General features: G+C 32.7%; 19 protein-coding genes. 17 read left to right on the top strand and 2 right to left on the bottom strand.

Annotated elements, in window-relative coordinates; translation table 11 throughout:
* Window positions 1-85 precede the first annotated feature (85 nt).
* Window positions 86-187 (top strand): SE2200 family small protein, encoded by a 102-nt coding sequence (locus CD116_RS14120; RefSeq protein ID WP_000731976.1) that lies wholly within the window; start codon window positions 86-88, stop codon window positions 185-187.
* 56 nt (window positions 188-243) lie between these two features.
* On the opposite strand, the gene CD116_RS07760 is transcribed toward CD116_RS14120, so the two are convergent.
* A complete protein-coding gene (locus CD116_RS07760; protein ID WP_047548171.1) occupies window positions 244-1,668 on the bottom strand; it encodes an alkaline phosphatase in 1,425 nt (474 codons plus the stop codon).
* Between the two features lie 196 nt (window positions 1,669-1,864).
* On the opposite strand from CD116_RS07760, the gene CD116_RS07755 reads away from it, so the two are divergent.
* The 14 genes from CD116_RS07755 (at window position 1,865) to CD116_RS07690 (ending at window position 19,000) form a co-directional block, all read left to right on the top strand.
* Window positions 1,865-2,056: a hypothetical protein gene (locus CD116_RS07755; protein WP_047426825.1), complete on the top strand. Its 192-nt coding sequence runs from the start codon at window positions 1,865-1,867 to the stop codon at window positions 2,054-2,056.
* A 34-nt stretch (window positions 2,057-2,090) separates the two neighbouring features.
* The gene (locus tag CD116_RS07750; protein ID WP_047530898.1) at window positions 2,091-2,756 is read left to right on the top strand and encodes a response regulator transcription factor; all 666 of its coding nucleotides are present in this window, start codon (window positions 2,091-2,093) and stop codon (window positions 2,754-2,756) included.
* Between the two features lie 10 nt (window positions 2,757-2,766).
* Window positions 2,767-3,654, top strand: coding sequence for a sensor histidine kinase (locus CD116_RS07745; RefSeq protein WP_047548168.1), 888 nt, complete (start codon window positions 2,767-2,769; stop codon window positions 3,652-3,654).
* Window positions 3,655-3,760: 106 nt separating this feature from the next.
* A complete protein-coding gene (locus tag CD116_RS07740; RefSeq protein ID WP_047548166.1) occupies window positions 3,761-4,516 on the top strand; it encodes an ABC transporter ATP-binding protein in 756 nt (251 codons plus the stop codon).
* Window positions 4,513-6,519 (top strand): ABC transporter permease, encoded by a 2,007-nt coding sequence (locus CD116_RS07735; RefSeq protein ID WP_047548163.1) that lies wholly within the window; start codon window positions 4,513-4,515, stop codon window positions 6,517-6,519. Before CD116_RS07740 ends, CD116_RS07735 begins: the two co-directional genes overlap by 4 nt.
* Window positions 6,520-7,679: 1,160 nt before the next feature.
* Window positions 7,680-7,931, top strand: a complete 252-nt coding sequence (locus tag CD116_RS14085; RefSeq protein WP_047548162.1) for a hypothetical protein — start codon at window positions 7,680-7,682, stop codon at window positions 7,929-7,931.
* A gap of 9 nt (window positions 7,932-7,940) precedes the next feature.
* Window positions 7,941-8,432, top strand: a complete 492-nt coding sequence (locus tag CD116_RS07725) for a glutathione peroxidase (protein ID WP_047548160.1) — start codon at window positions 7,941-7,943, stop codon at window positions 8,430-8,432.
* A gap of 409 nt (window positions 8,433-8,841) precedes the next feature.
* Window positions 8,842-10,728 carry an assimilatory sulfite reductase (NADPH) flavoprotein subunit gene (locus CD116_RS07720; protein ID WP_047548158.1) on the top strand — a complete coding sequence of 629 codons (1,887 nt, stop codon included), beginning with the start codon at window positions 8,842-8,844 and terminating at the stop codon, window positions 10,726-10,728.
* Window positions 10,729-10,788: 60 nt separating this feature from the next.
* Window positions 10,789-11,394, top strand: coding sequence for an NAD(P)-binding protein (locus CD116_RS07715; protein ID WP_047548155.1), 606 nt, complete (start codon window positions 10,789-10,791; stop codon window positions 11,392-11,394).
* 466 nt (window positions 11,395-11,860) lie between these two features.
* Window positions 11,861-13,231: a CitMHS family transporter gene (locus tag CD116_RS07710; protein ID WP_047450027.1), complete on the top strand. Its 1,371-nt coding sequence runs from the start codon at window positions 11,861-11,863 to the stop codon at window positions 13,229-13,231.
* Between the two features lie 232 nt (window positions 13,232-13,463).
* Window positions 13,464-15,314 carry an anaerobic ribonucleoside-triphosphate reductase gene (nrdD, locus tag CD116_RS07705; protein WP_047548153.1) on the top strand — a complete coding sequence of 617 codons (1,851 nt, stop codon included), beginning with the start codon at window positions 13,464-13,466 and terminating at the stop codon, window positions 15,312-15,314.
* Window positions 15,311-15,847, top strand: coding sequence for an anaerobic ribonucleoside-triphosphate reductase activating protein (gene nrdG / locus CD116_RS07700; RefSeq protein ID WP_047450034.1), 537 nt, complete (start codon window positions 15,311-15,313; stop codon window positions 15,845-15,847). The genes nrdD and nrdG overlap by 4 nt, the downstream gene beginning before the upstream one ends.
* Window positions 15,848-16,421: 574 nt before the next feature.
* Window positions 16,422-18,044: a BCCT family transporter gene (locus tag CD116_RS07695; RefSeq protein WP_047426792.1), complete on the top strand. Its 1,623-nt coding sequence runs from the start codon at window positions 16,422-16,424 to the stop codon at window positions 18,042-18,044.
* 269 nt (window positions 18,045-18,313) lie between these two features.
* Window positions 18,314-19,000 (top strand): MBL fold metallo-hydrolase, encoded by a 687-nt coding sequence (locus CD116_RS07690; protein WP_047548152.1) that lies wholly within the window; start codon window positions 18,314-18,316, stop codon window positions 18,998-19,000.
* Between the two features lie 187 nt (window positions 19,001-19,187).
* Here CD116_RS07690 and cudC read toward each other — a convergent pair whose 3' ends face one another.
* Window positions 19,188-19,751 carry a choline uptake/conversion transcriptional regulator CudC gene (gene cudC / locus CD116_RS07685; RefSeq protein ID WP_047426788.1) on the bottom strand — a complete coding sequence of 188 codons (564 nt, stop codon included), beginning with the start codon at window positions 19,749-19,751 and terminating at the stop codon, window positions 19,188-19,190.
* Between the two features lie 252 nt (window positions 19,752-20,003).
* On the opposite strand from cudC, the gene betB reads away from it, so the two are divergent.
* Together betB and betA are read left to right on the top strand one after the other, a co-directional pair.
* A complete protein-coding gene (gene betB, locus CD116_RS07680) occupies window positions 20,004-21,494 on the top strand; it encodes a betaine-aldehyde dehydrogenase (protein WP_047530881.1) in 1,491 nt (496 codons plus the stop codon).
* A gap of 156 nt (window positions 21,495-21,650) precedes the next feature.
* A complete protein-coding gene (betA, locus tag CD116_RS07675; protein WP_047548150.1) occupies window positions 21,651-23,360 on the top strand; it encodes a choline dehydrogenase in 1,710 nt (569 codons plus the stop codon).
* Window positions 23,361-23,552 lie beyond the last annotated feature (192 nt).

Here is a 23,552-nt window from a genome sequence, read left to right as displayed (position 1 = left end):
TAAAAAACACATCAAAAAGTGTATAATAAAAGCATATAATTTAATTGAACTCAGGTTTAACTCATCTCAGAAAGGAGTTTGAATGATGAAAAAATTAGCAGTTATCTTAACATTAGTTGGCGGTTTATACTATGCATTTAAAAAATACCAAGAACGTGTTAACCAAGCGCCTAACATTGAGTACTAAAATTAATCAAAAAAATACCCGATCACTATAAAGTTGTGATCGGGTATTTTTACCTCTTATTTGAATATATCAAATATTATTTTTGCACTTTCTGTATTTTCTATATTACCACTAAACTCATCTGACTTAGGTCCATATGCATAAGTGTTCACATCTTCGCCAGTGTGTCCATCGGAAGTCCACCCTGTGTATGATTTTTCATTAATGGATTTTTGAATAGCGTGTTGTAGGTTTTTTGTCTGCTTTTCAATTTCTGCAGACTGTTCATCTTTACCTTTTTTAAGTAATTTTTGTAGTTTTTTATTCTCTTTTTTTATTTGCTTCATGTCATCATTTGAAAGAGCAAATCCATAACCATCGTTTATTACTTTTTCAGGCGCTGCACCTTTAACTATTTGTTCGGTCATATATGAACCTGAGTGTTTCATTGACTTAATTGCTTGAGGATTCCATTCATAACCTTTGTCTTTACCAATTGTTAAGCCACCAGTTGAATGATCTGCTGTAGCAACGACAAGTGTATCTTTATGGCTTTTAGCATATTGGATGGCGTCATCAAATGTTTTTTCAAAACCTTCCATTTCAGACATAACGCCTGTAATATCGTTGACATGTGCTGATTTATCTATAGAAGCACCTTCGACCATTAAAAAGAATCCTTTTTTATTTTGTTCTAATTTGCTTAGTGCACTTTTTTGCATATCTGCTAATGATGGCTCATTTTTAGATGCATCAATTGCAAGTGGCATATTTTTATCGGCAAATAATCCAAGCACTTTTTCGCTTTTAGATTTCGATAATTCCTTGTCGTTTCTGACAAGGTCGTAACCATCTTTTTTGAATTTTTTATCTAAGTTACCATTACTTTTACCGAAGTATTTAGCACCACCGCCTAATAAAACATCAACTTTATGCTTTCCGTTAATTTTATCTTTATAAAATTGTTTAGCGATTTCATTTTTATCATCTCTAGAAGTTACATGTGCAGCATATACAGCTGGAGTTGCATCTGTTAATTCAGCAGTTGACACTAAACCTGTAGACTTGCCTTTCTCTTTTGCGCGTTCAAGAACTGTTTTTACTTTTTGTTTGTTACTGTCTACACCGATAGCCCCATTATATGTCTTGTACCCGGAACTAAAAGCTGTTCCACCAGCTGCAGAATCAGTAATATTTTGTTTTGGATCATTTGAATATGTACGATTTGTACCTTTTAAATATGAATCAAAGGCAGTAGGAGTCATTGCTTTAGCATGCGGATCATTTTTATAATAACGATAAGCTGTGTTAAATGATGGTCCCATACCATCGCCAACTAAAAAGATAACATTTTTAGGATTTTTTGTATTACCAACTGCAAAACTATCATCTTTTGCTTCTTTTTCTGATTGTGCAATTGCAGGTGTGACAGTATTGAAAACGGTTGATACGATAATCAGGTTAGCAACTGCAAATTTTGCGACTTTATTAATAGATAGCATAAAACATCCTCCTGAGTATAAGTCTATATCATCAGTTTAAAAGAAGAATTTTGATTACTTATGTTTTTTAAGTAAAAAATATGTAAATAGAGAGCTATAGAACACATTAAAATGAATATATATGACATTGTTGATTAGAAAGCGTTAAAATAGAAGCATATGTAATATCGAATTAATTGAAAATTGAGGTGAAAAGATGATACTAGTAATGTTATCTCCATTATTAATCATATTCTTTATTGTGATGTCCATTCTAGAAGAACGCCGCCGTTCAAAGAAAAAACAACTTGAAAAAGAACAAGAGAATGCACAAAATCACAATCCAAATGATACGGAAAATATAGATAAACTTGAGTCATTACAGCAATCACAAGATAAAAATGAATAACAAAGGAAATTCAATTAAAGGAAGAAGATTATAGATGAAAATATTAATTGTTGAAGATGATTTTGTTATAGCGGAAAGTTTAGCATCTGAATTAAAAAAATGGAATTATGATGTGGTTTTGGCAGAACAATTTGATAATATAACAGCCATTTTTAACAATCAGCAACCACAGCTTGTGCTGTTAGATATCAATTTACCCACTTTAAATGGTTTTCATTGGTGCCAAGAAATTCGCAAAACATCAAATGTACCTATCATGTTTGTTAGTTCGCGTATAGATAACATGGATCAAATTATGGCTATACAAATGGGTGGCGATGATTTTATTGAAAAACCATTCAATTTGTCATTAACTATTGCTAAAATTCAAGCACTTTTAAGACGTACTTATGACTTAACAGTTGTCAATGATACCTTGACAGTCAAAGGGTGTACGCTAATATTAGATGAAGCTAAGGTCGCTTATCAAGGGGAGAGTATACAGTTATCTTTGACAGAATTACAAATTCTAAAATTATTGTTCCAAAACGCAGACAAGTATGTGAGTCGAACAGCTTTAATTGAAAAATGCTGGGAGTCTGAAAACTTCATAGATGATAATACATTAGCAGTAAATATGACACGTCTACGTAAAAAATTAAGTACTGTAGGTATCAATGATTTTATTACTACCAAGAAAAATGTTGGATATAAAGTATAGGGTGAGTATGATGACGTTTATTAAAAAAATTGCTCAGGAAATAGGTATAGTTGTTGTTATTATAGTTTTGTTTGGCTTGATATTTTATCTATACCAATTGCCACTAGAAGCCTTTTTATTGACGCTTGCAATTGTTTCATTGTTATTACTGATTTACATAGGAATTAAGTACTTAAGCTTTGTTAAGACTATAAGTCAACAGCAACAAATTGAAAACTTAGAAACAGCATTGTATCAACTTAAAAATGATCAGATTGAATATAAAAATGATATAGAAAGTTATTTTTTGACATGGGTACACCAAATGAAAACGCCAATTACTGCGGCACAACTATTACTTGAAAGAGACGAACCAAATGTTGTGAATCGTGTTCGCCAAGAAATTATTCAAATTGACAACTATACAAGCTTAGCATTAAGTTATTTAAAATTATTAAATGAAACATCTGATATATCAGTCGCTCAAATATCAATTAACGATTTAATTAGACCAATAATTATGAAATATTCGATACAGTTTATTGATCAAAAAACAAAAATACATTATGAACCCTGTCATTGCATGGTATTAACTGATGTACGATGGACATCTTTAATGATAGAACAGCTAATTAATAATGCATTAAAATATGCTAGAGGTAAAGATATATGGATTGAATATGATGAGAAATCAAATCAATTACATATTAAAGACAATGGCATTGGTATTAGTGAAGCGGACTTACCAAAAATATTTGATAAGGGCTATTCAGGATATAACGGACAACGCCAAAGTAATTCAAGTGGCATCGGTTTATTTATTGTGAAACAAATTTCTAATCATACGAATCACCCTGTTTCAGTCGTATCTAAACAGAATCAAGGTACAACATTTACGATTCAATTTCCAAATGAATAAAACTTTCAATATTGTAAGTATACTAGTAACATTTTTTGGTTATTTTAAATGTTATTAGTATTTTTTTGTTTTAATATAGAACTAATAAAGAAATGAGGTGCATACCATGTTGCTAGAAGTTAAACATGTAAAAAAAGTATATGGTAAAGGTTTAAACGCTACAACAGCACTTAATCAAATGAATTTATCGGTGGAATCAGGCGAATTTGTTGCTATTATGGGTGAATCCGGTTCAGGGAAGTCTACACTACTAAATTTAATTGCTTCTTTTGATAGAGTGACTGAAGGTGACATTATTGTGGATGGCACACATTTGAATACCATGAAAAATAAAAATAGGGCGTTGTATCGACAAAAAATGGTTGGTTTTGTATTTCAAGATTTTAATCTTTTACCGACGATGACTAATAAGGAAAATATAATGATGCCTTTAATTTTAGCAGGTGCAAAGCGAAAAGAGATATCGCACCGTATACAGCTATTGACGGAACAGTTACAAATAAATGACATAATAAATAAATATCCTTTAGAAATCTCGGGTGGTCAAAAGCAACGCATCGCTATAGCACGTGCACTAGTAACAAATCCAACAATATTATTAGCGGACGAACCGACGGGGGCTTTAGATTCAAGAACTTCCAAAGAACTGATGAAATTATTTCAAGATATCAACAAGCGGAAACAAACGATATTAATGGTAACACATTCTAATATAGATGCGTCCTATGCAGCACGTGTCATTTTTATAAAAGATGGACGTTTATATCATGAAATTTATCGTGGTGAGGAAAATCAATTAACATTTCAACAACGCATAGCAGACAGTCTATCACTTGTGAATGGAAGAAGTGCAAATATATGAAAATAAGATTGCTATGGCATATTGTTCGTCGCCAGTTTGTCACACAGAGACTCGTTATAATACCCTTCATCTTAGCTGTCAGTGTGCTATTTATGATTGAATATACACTTGTTTCAATTGGATTGAATCATTACGTTCAGCAGAAAAATGATTTGTTTGTGCCGTTTATTATTATAGCTAATATATTTATGGCGCTTCTAACATTAATTTTTATTTTATATGCAAATCAATTTATGATGTCACAGAGAAGAAAAGAATTTAGTATATTTATGACATTGGGCATGACTAAAAAAGGTATGCGCTTAATGATAGTTATGGAAACAATGGTCCAATTCATTATCATTTCAGTAATTAGCATTGCCGGTGGTTACTTGCTTGGGGCCGTTTTTTTCTTGTTTATACAGAAAATAATGGGTAGCCCAAGCGCAACATTAAAAGATTATCCATTTGATGCGTCAGCCATGTTAATTACCTTGATCATAATTGCAGTAGTGATGTGCATGCTATTAATATTTAATCTTTTTAGTGTTAATTTTCAAAAGCCGATTACATATCAACATCGTTCCTATTCAAGTAGTGGCATATCGCGATGGCTACGCTATTTTTTAATCCTCATCGGTATTGCAGCGTTGTATCTCGGTTATTTTATTGCGCTACAGGAAGATACGACATTTGGTGCGTTTTTTAAAATATGGATTGTGATTGGATTAGTTATTGTCGGAACTTATGCATTTTTTATTGGTATGAGTGAGATAATTATTAGTTTATTGCAACATTTACCAAACATATATTATCATCCTCGTTACTTTTTTGTTGTCACTGGTATGCGAGTCCGTTTGAAAATGAACGCAATAAGTCTTGCTACTATAGCACTACTATGTACGTTTTTAATAGTAACATTAACGATGAGTGTAACAACTTATCGTGATATGGATCATGCAATTACAAAGCTATTTACGAATGATTATGATATCACGTATATGGGACAAACAAATGAATCATCAAAACGGCAACAAACCATTGAAAATATTCAACGAGATTTGCGACAAGTAGTCGGTGCTCGAGATTTCAAAGTTTATCAAATGGTATTATTTAGAGCGACTCTGGAAAAGAAGAATGCCCATTATAACTTAAAACAGGCTAATGGTGATATGCCAATAGATTTTATTGGAAATGAAGGAGCGATATTTTCAAGTCAATCAGTAATGATTACTGTACTGACAGAAAAAGACTATAATCGTTATCAAAAAAGTAAAATACATTTAGATAAAGATAGTATAGGAATGATTACGAATGTCCCAATCTTTAAAAGGCAGTCTAAGGTAGGTCTAAATAATCAATGGCATAAGGTAAAACAGTTGAACGCACATAAGTTTAACTTAATGATGATTCAAGATAGTATGATACTTATTTTAAAAGACAAAAAACAACTTTCAAAAGTAAAAGAGTATTATGCACCAGAACAGAAGAAATTAACAACATCCATTAACTTTAATACGCCTAGCGATAAAAAATTGACGACACATCAAGCTAAAGAGATGTCCAAAAAGTATAGCGTTTCAATAAATTCAAAATCTGAAATGTTAGGTGTTTGGCATCGTTTAACAGGTGGCTTAATTTTTGTAGGTGGGGTAGTTTCATTTGTACTGACTATAGGAATATTTTTAATGATGTATTATAAACAGATTTCAGAAGGTTATGCTAATCAACATAATTATGGCATTATGGAGCAAGTAGGATTAGACAATAAAAAAATAGAAAAGATAACTCGAACGCAAATGTTTTGGCTATTTTCAATTCCTATAGTTGTTGCATTGATTCATACATTAGTAGCAAGAAAAATTATATACACTATATTAAATATGATTGGAATAAACAACTATCATGTGTTTGTTACAAGTTACATCATCATCGTACTAATTACTTTAATAATATATATAGTTATGTACAAAATAACATCGACTGTTTATTCGAAAGTTATACATCAACAGCGAAAGTATTAAACAATAATGTAGTTGAGGATTTAACGTTAGTAAATAGAATATATGTGCAATTATTATGATAAATCATATATAAATTCTGAACCGGTAGGCCGAAATGGCTTATCGGTTTTCTGACTTTAGCATATATTTTTAAAATATCAAAAAAATATAGCTTGTTTATATAAAATGATTTAAAATGTTTTATAACAACATATCTTATGCAACACATAAAATGTATAAATCACAACAGGAATCATTAAATATGTTGTTATAAACAATGACGCGATAGCACTAAAGAATGTCGTTATAAAACGATAAAAAAATACATACTGATACTTGTGAAAATAGAAATAAAAAGCTAATAAGGGCGTATTACAAAATAAGACTGCACACAATATATCTTATTTTGTGCAATAAGTTTAATTTTAAAAACTTTTATACTCCTAAATGTTTGAAAATTAACATAATTCAGTTTATTTTCAGAAGAATAAACCCATAATACTTTCAATGCATACACATCATTATCTTATAAGTAAAACAATTCGTATGTATAGGATGAAAAACAAGTCCAATTTATTAATGTAGCAATTCAATAGTGAATGACTGAATCTTACAATACAATCAGATTCATATTAATAAAAATGATGAAGTGAAAAATAATATGATTAAAAAATAATTAATTAGCAATTATAAAACAAGCAATTATTGGTATTCAATATTACTTATAACTATTAACTTTATGTAAACGAGACGTTACTGAAAAAACAATTAGTAGCATATCCATTTAGAATGTTCGTTTTTAATTTTTATAATTGAATAATTATAGTTGATGATTTAATATGTATTCGGTCGCACACGATACAAAGTGACTTGTTTTAATAATATGCAATAATATGGAATTTGTTGTCGCGTGTTACAACGTACAAGCGTGTCATTTTAATTTTAAGAGGGCTTTAAGGATATTTAATGAAACAAAGGAGGGTTTTGAAATCAATCATTTGTGAAGTTTATAAGGATTACTTGAGTTGGGCAGCTCTTTAATCCATAGTTATAACTTAATTTAAAGTATTAGCTTTAACACGTATGGTGTCAGTATGTATAGGTTCTAACTAAAGTATAAATCTATAGTTTAAAGAGCAGTCTAATTGTCTTTTTAAAAATAGAAAATAAGGATGATTATAATGAGGGGTTATAACGAAAGATATTGTATATGGACAAATTCAACTATACAATGTGATTATTTTAAGGTAGAAAGACAGGGTGAAAATGACGCTATATCGCATAGGTTGACTAACAACATAAACTCGAACATTGTTTATTTTATAGCTAAAAAATGTATTACGCTATATAATTCGCGTTTGCGGTACAAAAACATAATTATTTTATCAGAACATTCTAAAAAAACACTATTCAATAGAATAAAGACTGTGTAGGGGTGTCTTATGAATAATAGAAATGTGTATGATATCGAAGTAAGTGATTATAAAGGTTTCACTTATAAATTAGAAGCGTTTAAAGGTAAAGTTATTTTAGTTGTTAATACTGCAACAGAATGTATATATAGCGAACAATTGAAACAGTTAGAAACACTGTTTCAAACATATAAAGATCGTGGATTGGTAGTGTTGAGTTTTCCAAATAATAATTTTGATAATCGACAACCAGGTTCTAATGAAGAAATTTTAAAAATTAGTCGTGAAAAATTTGGCGTAACTTTTCCAGTCTTAGCTAAAATTTCAGTGAACGGGGATGATGAACATCCGTTATTTACACATTTAAAGCATGAACAACCAGGTATCTTTGGGTCCCCAATTAAATGGAACTTCACAAAATTTATTATCGATCGACAAGGTAACGTTGTAAATCGATATTTACCAATGGATGATCCACAGGATATGTCGGCAAAAATTGAAGTATTATTGCAAGAAGCTTAATCTTAAATAGAGCGCTTTACGTAAGTTTGAACAACCAGGCCTCTTAATGATGTATTAGTAATATGTCATTAGGAGGCATTTTTTATTTGGAAAATCAGTAATTTGACCTATTTTACTGAATAGCTGATTTGGTACATAATAAGTAGTAAATAAATAGAAAATTGCATCGATGAACAATCTAATATATCAAGGTAGTACGACATGATGAACATGTTTAGAGTGCCAAGTAAGTCTGTAAATTATTTTACAGCAGTGGAAACTGAATAAATGAAAGTAAAGATAAACAGGTAGTGAAAACAGACTTATTATTTATAAAATACTTTAATACCAACTCTGGCGAGTGTATAAGTACACGTCGATGATAGTGATGAAATAATGATATATTTCAAATCTAATGAGGTGAAAACATTTGAAATTAAATACGTCTAATAGTCCATTTAATGAAAAACAAGTAAGAGAATTGAATCATTTGTTACAAACATTGACACAAAGTCAAAAACAGTGGCTTAGCGGATATTTACTAGCGGTTGATAATGAAGATACAACTACTAGTAGTGAGCTAGAGCAAATAGTCGAAGAGATAGAAGGCAACAATAATCATTTATCAGAACAACGATCAACATCTACGAGCTATATGCTACAAAATAAAGAGCCAAACATTCAAGCTAGCCAGAGACATGTAACGGTGCTTTATGGGTCTGAATCAGGTAATGCGATGGGATTAGCTGAAATATTTTCAGAACGCTTAAACGAAATTGGTCATCAAGTTTCGCTGATGTCAATGGATGATTATGATACGACAAGTACCGCGCAGTTAGAGGATTTATTTATTATTACATCCACACATGGTGAAGGTGAACCACCTGATAATGCATGGGATTTCTTTGACTTTTTAGAAAAAAATGACGCACCAAATTTAAACCATGTGAGATATTCAGTGCTTGCTTTAGGAGATCAAACGTATGAATTTTTCTGTCAAGCAGGTAAAGATGCCGACACTTTATTGGAAAAACTAGGTGCCGAACGTATATGTCAACGAGTAGATTGTGATATCGATTATGAAGAAGACGCTGAAAAGTGGATGTCAGATGTTATTAATACGATCGATACGAAAGCAGAAGGTGTTCAAAGTGAAACCATCATAAGTGAGTCAATCAAGTCTGCTAAAGAAAAGAAGTATTCTAAATCGAATCCGTATGAAGCGGAAGTGTTAGCAAATTACAATTTGAATAGCGCAGGTTCAAATAAAGAAACGCGCCATATTGAATTTTTACTTGATGATTTTAGCGAGTCCTATGAACCAGGAGATTGCATTGTAGCACTACCTCAAAACGATCCTGAATTAGTTGATACATTGATTTGCATGCTAGGATGGGATCCGCAATCAACAGTGCCAATCAATGATCAAGGCGACACATTGACAATAGTTGATGCACTAACATCACATTTTGAAATCACTAAATTAACAGTGCCATTGCTCAAAAATGCCGATATATACTTTGACAATGAAGCGTTGTCTGAATGCATTGAAGATGAGGAATGGGCTCGTGAATATGTCATAAATAGAGACTTTATAGATTTGTTAACTGATTTTCCGACAATAGAATTACAGCCTGAAAATATATATCAAATACTTAGAAAATTACCATCTAGAGAATATTCTATTTCTAGTAGTTTTATGGCAACACCAGATGAGGTTCATATTACAGTTGGAGCGGTCCGTTATCAAGCACATGGTCGTGAGAGAAAAGGTGTATGCTCTGTGCACTTTGCTGAGCGTATTAAACCTGGTGATACAGTGCCAATATATTTGAAGAAGAATCCAAATTTCAAATTTCCAGTGCAACAGGATATTCCTGTCATTATGATTGGTCCAGGTACAGGAATCGCACCATTTAGAGCATATTTACAAGAGCGTGAAGAACTTGGCATGACAGGTAATACTTGGTTATTCTTTGGTAATCAACATCGTGATACAGACTTTTTATATGAAAATGAGTTAGAAGAATGGCTTGAAAATGGAAATTTAACACGTTTAGATGTTGCATTTTCAAGAGATCAAGAGCAAAAAGAGTATGTGCAACACCGTATTATGGAAGAAAGTTCACGATTTAATGAGTGGCTTGACCAAGGTGCCGCCATTTACATTTGTGGTGACGAAAAATGTATGGCAAAAGATGTCCATCAAGCAATTAAAGATGTTTTAGTGAAAGAGCGTCATATTTCTCAAGATGAAGCGGAGCAACTATTACGACAATTAAAGCAGCAACAACGATATCAACGGGATGTCTATTAATTTGACGTAATGAATAAATGAAAATGTACAAACAAAATATTATAGAGGGTGCTGTTCAACATGAATATACCATTAATGATAGATTTAACAAATAAAAAGGTTGTTATAATAGGCGGTGGAACCGTTGCAAGTCGTCGTGCACAAGTACTAAGTCAATATATTGAAAATATAACTGTTGTTAGTCCTAATATTACGAAAGACCTTCAAAGGCTAGTGGAAAAAGGTATCGTAATATGGATAGAAAAATCTTTTGAACCAAATGATATTACGGGTGCGCATTTTGTCATTGCAGCAACGAACGATTCAAAAGTTAATGAAGAAGTAAAACAAACTGTACCTAAACATGCTTTATTTAATCATGCTGGTAATGCAATAGATGGTAATGTTGTATTTCCAAGTACATTTCGTCGAGATAGACTGACGATTAGTGTATCATCAGACGGTGCAAGTCCTAAACTGACTAAACGGATTATGTTAGAACTTGAGAAATTATACCCGTCCTCATATAGTTCATATGTTCATTTTCTGTATATTTGTCGAAAAAAAATAAAAGCTCTAGACATACCTCAAAGTGAAAAGCAAAGACTGCTGACACAAATAGTATCACAAGAATATCTTGATCATGCTAAACAAATGCAATTTCTGACAGAAATAAACGAGAATTAAAGTGATTGTACTGACTAATGGCAGTCTTAAATTGCTAGCAAATTTGTTATTGGTTGAAAATGGTATATATGAGTAATTTATACAAGCCTATAATGTGATGAAAATTTAAAAAGTCTAATAATATTAGATATGTTTACTATGACAGTAATTTAATAATATAGATTATGAAATTGAAATCTGGTTGAAGTAGCTAAGAAAGATAGCATGCTTTAGCCAGATTTTTTTATGTAACAAAACATCAATCATTAATTGAAACAGAAAATAGTGTGCTCATTTTGAAAATAAAAAGATTGATTTTTCAAAGTCGAAAACTTCTACTATACAGAATGTTAATAAGAATCTTACACAAAAAAGATTTTTTTGATAAAATAAGATAACTTAAATATAAAAAAATATATTATTTTGATTATTTAAGTTAAAGAGGGGGACTATGTAAATTGTATAAAAAGTGGAGGGAGAAATTGATATGAATAGTGATAATATGTGGTTAACAGTAATGGGGCTCATTATTATTATTTCAATCGTAGGTTTACTCATTGCTAAAAAAATAAATCCAGTGGTAGGTATGACACTGATACCCTGTCTAGGGGCAATGATTTTAGGATATAGTGTAACTGATTTAGTTGGCTTCTTTGCTAAAGGACTAGATCAAGTTAAGAATGTCGTAATTATGTTCATTTTTGCTATTATTTTCTTTGGTATTATGAATGATAGCGGATTGTTCAAACCACTCGTAAAGCGCTTAATTTTAATGACGAGAGGTAACGTTGTCATTGTATGTATGATGACAGCTTTAATTGGCACATTAGCACAATTAGATGGTGCAGGTGCAGTAACATTTTTACTTTCAATCCCTGCATTATTACCATTATATAAAGCGCTAAACATGAATAAATATTTGTTGATTTTACTTTTAGCATTAAGTGCAGCCATTATGAACATGGTACCTTGGGGAGGTCCGATGGCTCGTGTAGCTGCAGTTTTAAAAGCTAAAAGTGTAAATGAACTATGGTATGGGTTAATCCCAATACAAATTGTAGGATTCGTTCTTGTTATGTTATTTGCGGTATATTTAGGATTTAAAGAACAAAAGCGTATTAAAAAAGCAATAGATAGAAATGAATTACCGCAAACACAAGATATAGATGTACATAAATTAGTAGAAGTATATGAGCGTGATCAAGATATAAAATTCCCTGTAAAAGGACGCGCGAAGACAAACCCAATAATTAAATGGATAAATACAGCGTTAACTTTGGCTGTAATCATTGCGATGTTAATGAATGTTGCACCACCAGAATTCGCTTTTATGATAGGTGTTTCACTTGCACTTGTCATTAATTTTAAATCAGTTGATGAACAAATGGAGCGCTTAAGAGCACATGCACCAAATGCATTAATGATGGCTGCTGTAATTATTGCGGCAGGTATGTTTTTAGGGGTACTAAATGAAACGGGTATGCTTAAAGCAATTGCGACAGATTTAATTAAAGTAATTCCTGCAGAAGTAGGGCCATATATACATGTCATAGTAGGCTTTTTCGGTGTGCCGTTAGACTTACTTACTAGTACTGATGCCTATTATTTTGCAGTGTTACCTATCGTTGAACAGACGGCTGGTCAATTTGGCGTACCATCAGTATCAACCGCATATTCAATGGTGATTGGAAACATCATTGGTACATTTGTAAGTCCATTTTCACCAGCATTATGGTTGGCGATTGGTCTGGCAGAAGCAAATATGGGCACATATATTAAGTATGCATTCTTCTGGATTTGGGGATTTGCCATCGTAATGTTAGTGATTGCGATGTTAATGGGTATCGTTACGATATAACAAATTAGCTAGCAACAATAAATTAAGTAGTAGTCATACTATACGTTGAAAAGTCGGTTTTATCCTAGAACGATTTTAAAAATTAATGAAAAGATTGTGTGGAAATATGAATTTCACTAAATGTTAATAACTTTGTGACGGTTTAGTTAACACCAACATTAAAATTTGAAAATACTATATATAGTGGTTTAACGTATTAGATAGACACAATATATAGGAAGAAGGGGTAAAATTGAATCAAATCGAAGAAGCACTAACAGGTTTGATTTCTAAAGATCCTGCTATTGTTAATGAAAATGCCAACAAAGATAGTGACACATTTTCAACTATGAGAGATTTAACAGCAGGTATCGTTTCTAAATCATACGCATTAAATCATTTATTACCGAAACACGTTGCAGATGCGCATCAAAGAGGGGACATACATTTTCACGACTTAGATTATCATCCATTCCAACCGTTAACAAACTGTTGTTTAATAGATGCTAAAAATATGCTACATAATGGATTTGAAATAGGCAACGCGAATGTGACATCACCGAAATCAATACAAACTGCGTCAGCGCAGCTTGTACAAATTATAGCTAATGTTTCTAGCAGTCAATATGGTGGCTGTACGGTTGACCGCGTTGATGAATTACTCAGTACATATGCACAACATAATGAAGAACAACATAGAAGCATCGCACAGCAATTTGTCAAAGAATCTGAAATTGATCGCTATGTTGACCAACAAGTCACAAAAGATATAAATGATGCAATTGAAAGTTTAGAATATGAAATTAATACCTTATATACATCAAATGGACAAACACCATTTGTAACATTAGGCTTTGGCTTAGGTACAGATCATTTAAGTCGCAAAATTCAACAAGCTATCTTAAATACTCGTATCAAAGGCTTAGGAAAAGACCGCACGACAGCGATTTTTCCAAAACTTGTATTTTCAATTAAAAAAGGTACAAATTTCAGCCCGCAAGATCCCAATTATGACATTAAGCAATTAGCATTAGAATGTTCAACAAAGCGCATGTATCCTGACATATTGAATTATGACAAACTTGTCGATATTCTAGGAGATTTCAAAGCACCAATGGGTTGTCGTTCGTTTTTACCAAGTTGGAAAGATGCGAAAGGTAATTTTGAAAACAATGGTCGCTGCAACCTTGGTGTTGTGACACTAAATTTACCTAGAATGGCACTTGAATCTGCCGGTAATATGACAAGATTCTGGGAGATTTTTTATGAACGTATGGACGTATTGCATGATGCATTACTTTACCGAATTCATCGATTAAAAGATGCTGTACCAAATAATGCACCTATTTTATATAAGAGTGGCGCATTTAACTACAAATTAAAAGAAACGGATGATGTTGCAGACTTATTTAAAAATAAACGTGCAACGATTTCGATGGGCTATATTGGATTATATGAAACAGCTACTGTTTTCTATGGCCCAGACTGGGAAACTTCTCAAGAAGCAAAAGCCTTTACGATTGAAATTCTTAAAGAGATGAAACGTTATCAAACGAAATGGACTGAGTTATATGATATTTGGTTCAGTATTTATAGTACGCCAAGTGAATCTTTAACAGATCGATTCTGTCGTTTAGATCAAGAAAAATTTGGAGACATTAAAGACATCACTGATAAAGGATATTATCAAAATTCTTTCCATTATGATGTGCGAAAAGATGTCACACCTTTTGAAAAGTTAGACTTTGAAAAAGATTATCCTTATTATGCAAGCGGTGGTTTTATTCATTATTGTGAATATCCGAAACTTCAGCACAACCTAAAAGCGCTTGAAGCGGTGTGGGACTACTCTTATGACAAAGTTGGTTATTTAGGTACAAATATTCCCATTGATCATTGCTACGAATGTGATTATGATGGCGACTTTGAAGCAACTGAAAAAGGCTTTAAATGTCCAAACTGTGGAAATGATAATCCTAAAACAGTTGATGTCGTTAAACGAACATGTGGATACTTAGGCAATCCCGTACAACGTCCAGTAATTAAAGGTCGTCACAAAGAAATTTGTGCCCGTGTAAAACATATGAAAGCGCCAAAAGAATGACACTTTTAGACATTAAGCAAGGGCAAGGCTATATTGCTAAAATAGAATCACATAGCTTTGTAGATGGAGAAGGGGTAAGATGCAGTGTTTACGTATCTGGATGTCCGTTTAATTGTGTTGGATGTTACAACAAAGCTTCGCAAAAGTTTAGATATGGTGAGCAATATACAGAAGATATATTGGACGAAATTTTAAATGATTGTGACCACGATTATATATCGGGACTAAGTCTATTAGGTGGCGAACCATTTTGTAACTTGGATATCACATTAAATCTTGTTAAAGCATTTCGAGAACGTTTCGGAAACACGAAGACAATATGGGTATGGACTGGGTTTTTATATGAATATTTAGCAAATGATTGTACAGAGCGTCGAGAATTATTATCATATATTGATGTTTTAGTAGACGGTCTATTTATTCAACATTTATTTAAGCCCGACTTACCTTATAAAGGCTCTCTAAATCAGCGTATTATAGATGTGCAACAATCACTTGCGCATGCACGCATGATTGAATACATTGTTAGTTAAATATAAGTTAAGCAGTCAAGCTATCGTAAAAGAACTAGAGCTTGGCTGCTTTTTATATGGCGTTTTACATAGAGGAGCTAAAATTTGAGTGAATATTAAATAGTAACTATTTCGAAGTTGATTTTATTGAAGCAATGAATAGGTCATTTGGGATAAATAGAATCAAACGGTATTCAAAAATTTATCTAAAAATAAGTGAAGAAAAAATATATCCATAGTATCAAATATTGATATTGAAATTTTATTTTAGTGGGAAGTTTGTCTAACTTTATGATAGCGTTTTACAATAAATAAATATTCGTAGTTAGTGTATTAAAATACATTTAAAGCACTAGTGTAAAATTTGTTAAATTCGTTAAATCATAACTTAACACTGCTGTTTTAATGCCTTTGAGTTTTTGTCTGTTGTGAGAAAAATTATATAAATATTCAATAATTGCCGATTTTAAAATTGTATGAAATTTGCATTATTATTAAATATTAGTTATTGTCAATTTTGTGAATCAATATAATTATTACATTTTGAGATAAATCGAAACAGGATTCATAAAATTAATAATTAGGGGGAGCACAATTGAAAAAAGAAAAAGTTATGGACTGGACGACCTTTATAGGTACAGTAGCTGTACTTCTTTTTGCAGTTATACCTATGATGGCTTTTCCAAAAGCAAGTGAAGATATCATCACTGGTATTAATAGTGCCATTTCTGATTCAATTGGTTCGATATATTTATTTATGGGGCTGGCGATTTTTTGCTTTGTAATGTATATCGCATTTGGTAAATATGGTAATGTCACGCTTGGTAAAGCAAGTGACAAACCAGAATTTAATACATTTACGTGGGCAGCTATGCTGTTTTGTGCAGGTATAGGCTCTGATATTTTATATTGGGGCGTCATTGAATGGGCTTTTTATTATCAAGTTCCGCCAAATGGTGCTAAAAGTATGAGTGATGAAGCGCTCCAATATGCGACACAATATGGTATGTTCCACTGGGGACCAATTGCTTGGGCTATTTATGTCCTACCAGCATTACCAATTGGCTATTTAGTATTTGTTAAAAAGCAACCTGTTTATAAAATTAGTCAAGCTTGTCGTCCGATTTTAAAAGGGCAAACTGATAAATTTGTAGGTAAAGTTGTAGATATCTTATTTATCTTCGGGTTGTTAGGTGGTGCGGCAACATCCCTAGCATTAGGTGTACCGCTAATTTCAGCAGGTATTGAAAGATTAACAGGTCTAGATGGTAAAAACATGGTATTACGCTCGGCAATTTTACTGACGATTACAGTAATATTTGCCATTAGTTCATATACAGGTTTAAAAAAAGGTATTCAAAAACTAAGTGATGTCAACGTTTGGTTATCCTTTGTTTTATTAGCATTTATATTTATTGTTGGTCCAACCGTTTTCATAATGGAAACAACGGTTACAGGTTTCGGAAATATGTTAAGGGATTTCTTCCATATGGCGACATGGCTAGAACCATTTGGTGGTATTAAAGGACGTAAAGAAACGAATTTCCCACAAGACTGGACAATATTTTACTGGTCATGGTGGCTAGTATATGCACCATTTATCGGTTTATTCATCGCTAGAATTTCTAAAGGACGACGTCTTAAAGAAGTCGTATTAGGAACTATTATTTATGGAACACTTGGATGTGTACTATTCTTTGGTATTTTCGGTAATTATGCTGTATATTTGCAGATTTCTGGTCAGTTTAATGTGACACAGTATTTAAACACACATGGTACTGAAGCAACCATTATCGAAGTAGTACATCATTTACCATTCCCATCATTGATGATTGTATTGTTCTTAATATCAGCCTTTTTATTCTTAGCGACGACATTTGATTCTGGCTCATATATTTTGGCGGCTGCTTCTCAGAAAAAAGTGGTAGGCGAACCACTACGTGCCAATAGATTATTTTGGGCATTTGCACTATGTTTATTACCATTTTCATTGATGCTAGTTGGTGGCGAACGTGCATTAGAAGTATTGAAAACTGCTTCAATACTGGCAAGTGTACCATTAATTGTTATTTTTATTTTCATGATGATATCATTTTTAATCATTTTAGGACGCGATAGAATTAAACTTGAAACGCGTGCTGAAAAATTAAAAGAAGTTGAACGTCGTTCATTGCGAATCGTTCAAGTATCTGAAGAAGAACAAGACGATAATTTATAATTCAAAGCGGGTCTGGGACGACGAAATGAATTTTGTGAAAATATCATTTCTGTTCCATTCCCGTTTTTTTAGTAGCATTGTAGGACGAACTTTTAGGTTTTTATTAATGTTGTACTAAAAGATTTAATTTTTTAGTGTCCGAAGTACAAGTACTTATTTATTGTATGAAGCATATTCTAAATCGAAGTTTGAAAGACTCTCATTGATTATTAAATTGAATAAAGGGTATTGCGTATGTACAACTCAAATTAATCGAAGGATGAAATAAAATGACTAATCAATTTAAAAATAAACAGTCCAAATTACATGACAGTTTAGAATCCATCACAAAAAAATTATATGCGACACCTACTTCGGAACTGCCTTTTGATAATCGATTTCTATTTAAATCTTTTATTTTAAAACGTGAAACAGGTAATATTGTTATCTATCATTCCGGACACTTAGGTGACTCCCAACAAGACATTGCATCATTAGGTGGTGTTTCAAAAGTATTGATGAATCATGATCATGAATCTATAGGAGGTTCTAATCAAGTTGAAGCCCCTTACTTTATACATGAAAATGATGTGGCCGCACTGAAACATAAGATTTCTGTTCAAAAACAATTTAGTAATCGTGTAATGTTGGATAAGGATTTAGAAGTTATTCCCGCGCCTGGACATACACCAGGGACGACACTGTTTTTATGGGATGATGGTCATCATCGTTACTTATTTACTGGAGATTTTATATGTTTTGAAGGTAATAGATGGCGTACAGTTATATTAGGTTCAAGTGATAGAGAAAAATCTATTCAAAGTTTAGAGATGGTTAAAGAATTAGATTTTGATGTACTTGTACCTTGGGTTACTATCAAAGATGAACCGTTAGTTTATTTTCTAGAAAATGAATATGAAAAACGTGAACAAATACAAAATATTATTGATAGAGTACGTGAGGGTGAGAATAGCTAATTGAAATATATTGGCGAAGCAATGTAACGAATCTAAGAAAACTCTAGAAAATAACTACATAATTGATTGTCATATAAAACAAAAACGGTAATTTCTATTTGTATAGATAGAAGTTACCGTTTATTTCGTGCACCTATTGCATTATTTTAAGTATCTATTGTTGTTATTGTCGTTGTTTGAGTCAATTTTAATTTTCAGAATCAGAAGGATGTTCTGGGATTGGGAAATATTTGAAAATTTCACCGCTTTCAATCGCTTCAGTCAACTGCTCTAACCATTCATAGTACACATGTGTATGATCAAGTTGGGCTTTGATTTTTTGAACTTCTATTGATTCGGCTTCTGTTAAATCGCTACTTTCAAGTAACGGATTTATAATTGCTTGTGCATCTTTAACTGCTTCAACATTAATATCAATTTCACGTTGAAATTTTTTAGTGAAAAAATTTCTGAAGAAGATAAAAAAGTCTTTTTCTGCAATAAAATGTTGTTTGCGGCTACCTCTTGTAAATTGTTGTTTAACAATATCAAATTCCTGCAATTTCTTAACGCCGGCACTCATACTGGGTTTACTCATTTGCAATTGATGACGCATTTCATCAAGCGTCATACTGCCTTCAAACACCATAGTGCCATATAAGTTACCTACACTTCGATTAGTACCATACAAATCCATTGTCTGTCCAATTGAATTAATTACAATATCTTTTGCTTGTTCTAATTGTTGCTGATTGTTCTGAGAACGAGTCATCATTGCACCTCCATGCATCGTTTTGGTCATTCTAAAATAAATACTAATACATTATAAGACCTTTTATAAAAAAAGACATTAAAAATATTTAAAGTGTTAAAGTTAAACGTTTTGTTAATTTAAAATCTAACAAACTTATAAAACTAAACTTATTAATTGTTTTGCAAATTGACACATTTTTCATTTCTATGCTAACATAAGTCTGTAAAATTCGTTAAATAAAAATTTAACAAACTTAACGGAGGTTGTTGAATGGAACTTTTAAAACATTTATCTCAGCGTCAATACATTGATGGCGAGTGGGTTGAAAGCGCGAATAATAACACAAGAGATATTATCAATCCTTATAATCAAGAAGTGATATTTACAGTTTCTGAAGGGACTAAAGACGATGCGGAACGTGCGATTTTAGCAGCTAGACGTGCATTTGAGTCTGGAGAATGGTCACAAGAAACTGCTGAAACGAGAGGTAAGAAAGTACGTGCTATCGCGGATAAAATTAAAGAACATCGAGAAGAATTAGCTCGTTTAGAAACATTAGATACTGGTAAAACTTTAGACGAATCATACGCAGATATGGATGATATCCACAACGTATTCATGTATTTTGCAGGGTTAGCAGATAAAGACGGTGGCGAAATGATTGATTCACCGATTCCAGATACAGAAAGCAAAATTGTTAAAGAACCAGTAGGTGTAGTTACACAAATTACACCTTGGAATTATCCGTTATTACAAGCATCATGGAAAATTGCGCCAGCGCTTGCTACGGGTTGTTCACTAGTTATGAAACCAAGTGAAATTACGCCCTTAACAACAATACGTGTTTTTGAATTAATGGAAGAAGTTGGTTTCCCTAAAGGAACAATTAATCTTATTCTAGGTGCAGGTTCTGAAGTTGGTGACGTAATGTCAGGTCATAAAGAGGTTGACCTTGTATCATTTACAGGTGGCATTGAGACTGGTAAGCATATTATGAAAAATGCTGCTAATAATGTTACGAATATTGCCTTGGAACTTGGCGGTAAAAATCCAAACATTATCTTTGATGATGCTGATTTTGAATTGGCAGTAGACCAAGCGTTAAATGGTGGATATTTCCATGCAGGTCAAGTTTGTTCAGCAGGATCAAGAATATTAGTACAAAACAGTATTAAAGACAAATTTGAGCAAGCACTTATTGATCGCGTGAAAAAAATCAAATTAGGTAATGGTTTTGATGGTGATACTGAAATGGGACCAGTGATTTCAACAGAACATCGTAATAAGATCGAATCTTATATGGAAGTAGCTAAAGCAGAAGGCGCAACAATTGCTGTTGGTGGTAAACGTCCAGATAGAGACGATTTAAAAGATGGTCTATTCTTCGAGCCAACAGTCATTACAAATTGTGATACGTCAATGCGTATTGTACAAGAAGAGGTTTTCGGACCTGTCGTTACTGTAGAAGGGTTTGACACTGAAGAAGAAGCAATTCAATTAGCGAATGATTCTATATATGGTTTAGCGGGTGCTGTATTTTCTAAAGATATTGGAAAAGCACAACGTGTTGCTAACAAATTAAAACTTGGAACAGTTTGGATTAATGATTTCCATCCATACTTTGCACAAGCACCATGGGGCGGATATAAACAATCTGGTATCGGTAGAGAATTAGGTAAAGAAGGCTTAGAAGAGTATTTAGTTTCAAAACACATTTTAACAAATACAAACCCACAATTAGTAAATTGGTTTAGTAAATAAACTATAGATTATTTCAAGAATTTAAATGACAGTCATCAAATAAAAATTAATATTGTCAGTTAAGTGAAAATAGTGCGCAACAATAACCAATCAGTCACTAATGTATATATCATAAAAAACTTACTTTGAAATACAACAACTTTGGAGGTCATAACGATGAGCGATAAAAATAAATCATATGATTATGTCATCATTGGAGGAGGCAGTGCAGGCTCTGTACTTGGTAACCGCCTAAGTGAAGATAAAGATAAAGAAGTCTTAGTATTAGAAGCGGGGCGCAGTGATTATTTTTGGGATTTATTTATTCAAATACCAGCTGCGTTAATGTTCCCTTCAGGTAATAAATTTTACGATTGGATTTATTCAACAGACGAAGAACCACATATGGGCGGTCGTAAGGTGGCACATGCTCGAGGCAAAGTTTTAGGCGGATCAAGTTCAATTAATGGCATGATTTACCAACGTGGTAATCCAATGGATTATGAAGGTTGGGCTGAGCCAGAAGGTATGGAAACTTGGGACTTTGCGCACTGTTTACCTTACTTTAAAAAATTAGAAAAAACATATGGTGCAGCTCCTTATGATAAATTTAGAGGACACGATGGACCAATCAAGTTAAAACGTGGACCAGCAACCAATCCATTATTCCAATCTTTCTTTGATGCAGGTGTAGAAGCAGGTTATCATAAGACGCCTGATGTGAATGGATTTAGACAAGAAGGATTCGGACCTTTTGATAGTCAAGTTCACCGTGGTCGTCGTATGTCAGCTTCAAGAGCATACTTGCATCCAGCAATGAAACGTAAAAACTTAACAATTGAGACGCGTGCCTTTGTTACAGAAATTCATTACGAAGGTAGAAGAGCAACAGGTGTGACATATAAGAAAAATGGTAAATTGCATACTGTTAATGCTAATGAAGTTATTTTATCCGGTGGTGCATTTAATACACCACAATTATTACAATTATCGGGTATCGGTGATTCAGAATTTTTAAAATCAAAAGGTATTGAACCACGTGTTCATTTACCAGGTGTAGGTGAAAACTTTGAAGATCACTTAGAAGTATATATTCAACACAAATGTAAGGAGCCTGTAACGTTACAACCAAGCTTAGATATTAAACGAATGCCATTTATTGGTTTGCAATGGATTTTTACACGTACAGGTGCAGCGGCATCTAACCATTTTGAAGGTGGTGGATTCGTTCGTTCAAATAACGAAGTTGACTATCCTAACTTAATGTTCCATTTCTTACCTATAGCAGTAAGATATGATGGTCAAAAGGCAGCAGTTGCACATGGTTATCAAGTCCACGTAGGTCCAATGTATTCAAATTCTCGTGGTAGTTTGAAAATTAAATCTAAAGATCCTTTTGAAAAGCCGAGTATTCGTTTTAATTATCTATCAACTGAAGAAGATAAAAAAGAATGGGTAGAAGCTATTCGTGTAGCAAGAAACATTTTATCTCAAAAAGCTATGGATCCATTTAATGGAGGAGAAATTTCTCCAGGCCCAGAAGTTCAAACTGATGAAGAAATTCTTGATTGGGTACGTCGAGATGGAGAAACAGCATTACATCCATCTTGTAGTGCTAAAATGGGACCTGCTTCAGATCCAATGGCAGTTGTGGACCCATTAACAATGAAAGTTCACGGTATGGAAAATTTACGTGTAGTAGATGCATCAGCTATGCCGCGCACAACTAACGGTAATATCCATGCGCCAGTGTTGATGTTAGCCGAAAAAGCTGCAGACATTATACGTGGAAGAAAGCCTTTAGAACCTCAATATGTGGATTATTATAAGCATGGCGTTCATGATGAAAATGAAGGGGCAATCGAAGTAAAACCGTATGCTAAATAATTAAATATTTGTGTAATATCTATAGCCTGGTGCATGTTGTAATAGTGCCAGGCTTTTTATATAGAGGAACTGAGTATTGAAAATTAAAGTATTGCATTACGTTGAAAGCAGAAATATTGGAAAATAAGCGATAATTAGACTAGGTTGTAAAGGGTTTAATGTATGAATAACTATAAAAAGTTCACTAAATAG

The organism is Staphylococcus schweitzeri (genome assembly GCF_002902405.1).
Classification (GTDB): Bacteria; Bacillota; Bacilli; order Staphylococcales; family Staphylococcaceae; genus Staphylococcus; species Staphylococcus schweitzeri.
Note: the sequence above shows the minus strand (reverse complement) of the source record. Positions and strands in the feature narration are given on the sequence as shown.

What these genes read in the sequence shown, in the direction of transcription:
- CD116_RS07715 (WP_047548155.1), top strand. Translation starts at nt 10,789, where the DNA reads ATGAATATACCATTAATGATAGATTTAACAAATAAAAAGGTTGTTATA.
- CD116_RS14085 (WP_047548162.1), top strand. Translation starts at nt 7,680, where the DNA reads ATGAGGGGTTATAACGAAAGATATTGTATATGGACAAATTCAACTATA.
- CD116_RS07745 (WP_047548168.1), top strand. Translation starts at nt 2,767, where the DNA reads ATGACGTTTATTAAAAAAATTGCTCAGGAAATAGGTATAGTTGTTGTT.
- CD116_RS07760 (WP_047548171.1), bottom strand. Translation starts at nt 1,668, where the DNA reads ATGCTATCTATTAATAAAGTCGCAAAATTTGCAGTTGCTAACCTGATT.
- CD116_RS07710 (WP_047450027.1), top strand. Translation starts at nt 11,861, where the DNA reads ATGAATAGTGATAATATGTGGTTAACAGTAATGGGGCTCATTATTATT.
- CD116_RS07690 (WP_047548152.1), top strand. Translation starts at nt 18,314, where the DNA reads ATGACTAATCAATTTAAAAATAAACAGTCCAAATTACATGACAGTTTA.
- cudC (WP_047426788.1), bottom strand. Translation starts at nt 19,751, where the DNA reads ATGACTCGTTCTCAGAACAATCAGCAACAATTAGAACAAGCAAAAGAT.
- CD116_RS14120 (WP_000731976.1), top strand. Translation starts at nt 86, where the DNA reads ATGAAAAAATTAGCAGTTATCTTAACATTAGTTGGCGGTTTATACTAT.
- betB (WP_047530881.1), top strand. Translation starts at nt 20,004, where the DNA reads ATGGAACTTTTAAAACATTTATCTCAGCGTCAATACATTGATGGCGAG.
- CD116_RS07725 (WP_047548160.1), top strand. Translation starts at nt 7,941, where the DNA reads ATGAATAATAGAAATGTGTATGATATCGAAGTAAGTGATTATAAAGGT.
- betA (WP_047548150.1), top strand. Translation starts at nt 21,651, where the DNA reads ATGAGCGATAAAAATAAATCATATGATTATGTCATCATTGGAGGAGGC.
- CD116_RS07735 (WP_047548163.1), top strand. Translation starts at nt 4,513, where the DNA reads ATGAAAATAAGATTGCTATGGCATATTGTTCGTCGCCAGTTTGTCACA.
- CD116_RS07755 (WP_047426825.1), top strand. Translation starts at nt 1,865, where the DNA reads ATGATACTAGTAATGTTATCTCCATTATTAATCATATTCTTTATTGTG.
- nrdG (WP_047450034.1), top strand. Translation starts at nt 15,311, where the DNA reads ATGACACTTTTAGACATTAAGCAAGGGCAAGGCTATATTGCTAAAATA.
- CD116_RS07750 (WP_047530898.1), top strand. Translation starts at nt 2,091, where the DNA reads ATGAAAATATTAATTGTTGAAGATGATTTTGTTATAGCGGAAAGTTTA.
- CD116_RS07740 (WP_047548166.1), top strand. Translation starts at nt 3,761, where the DNA reads ATGTTGCTAGAAGTTAAACATGTAAAAAAAGTATATGGTAAAGGTTTA.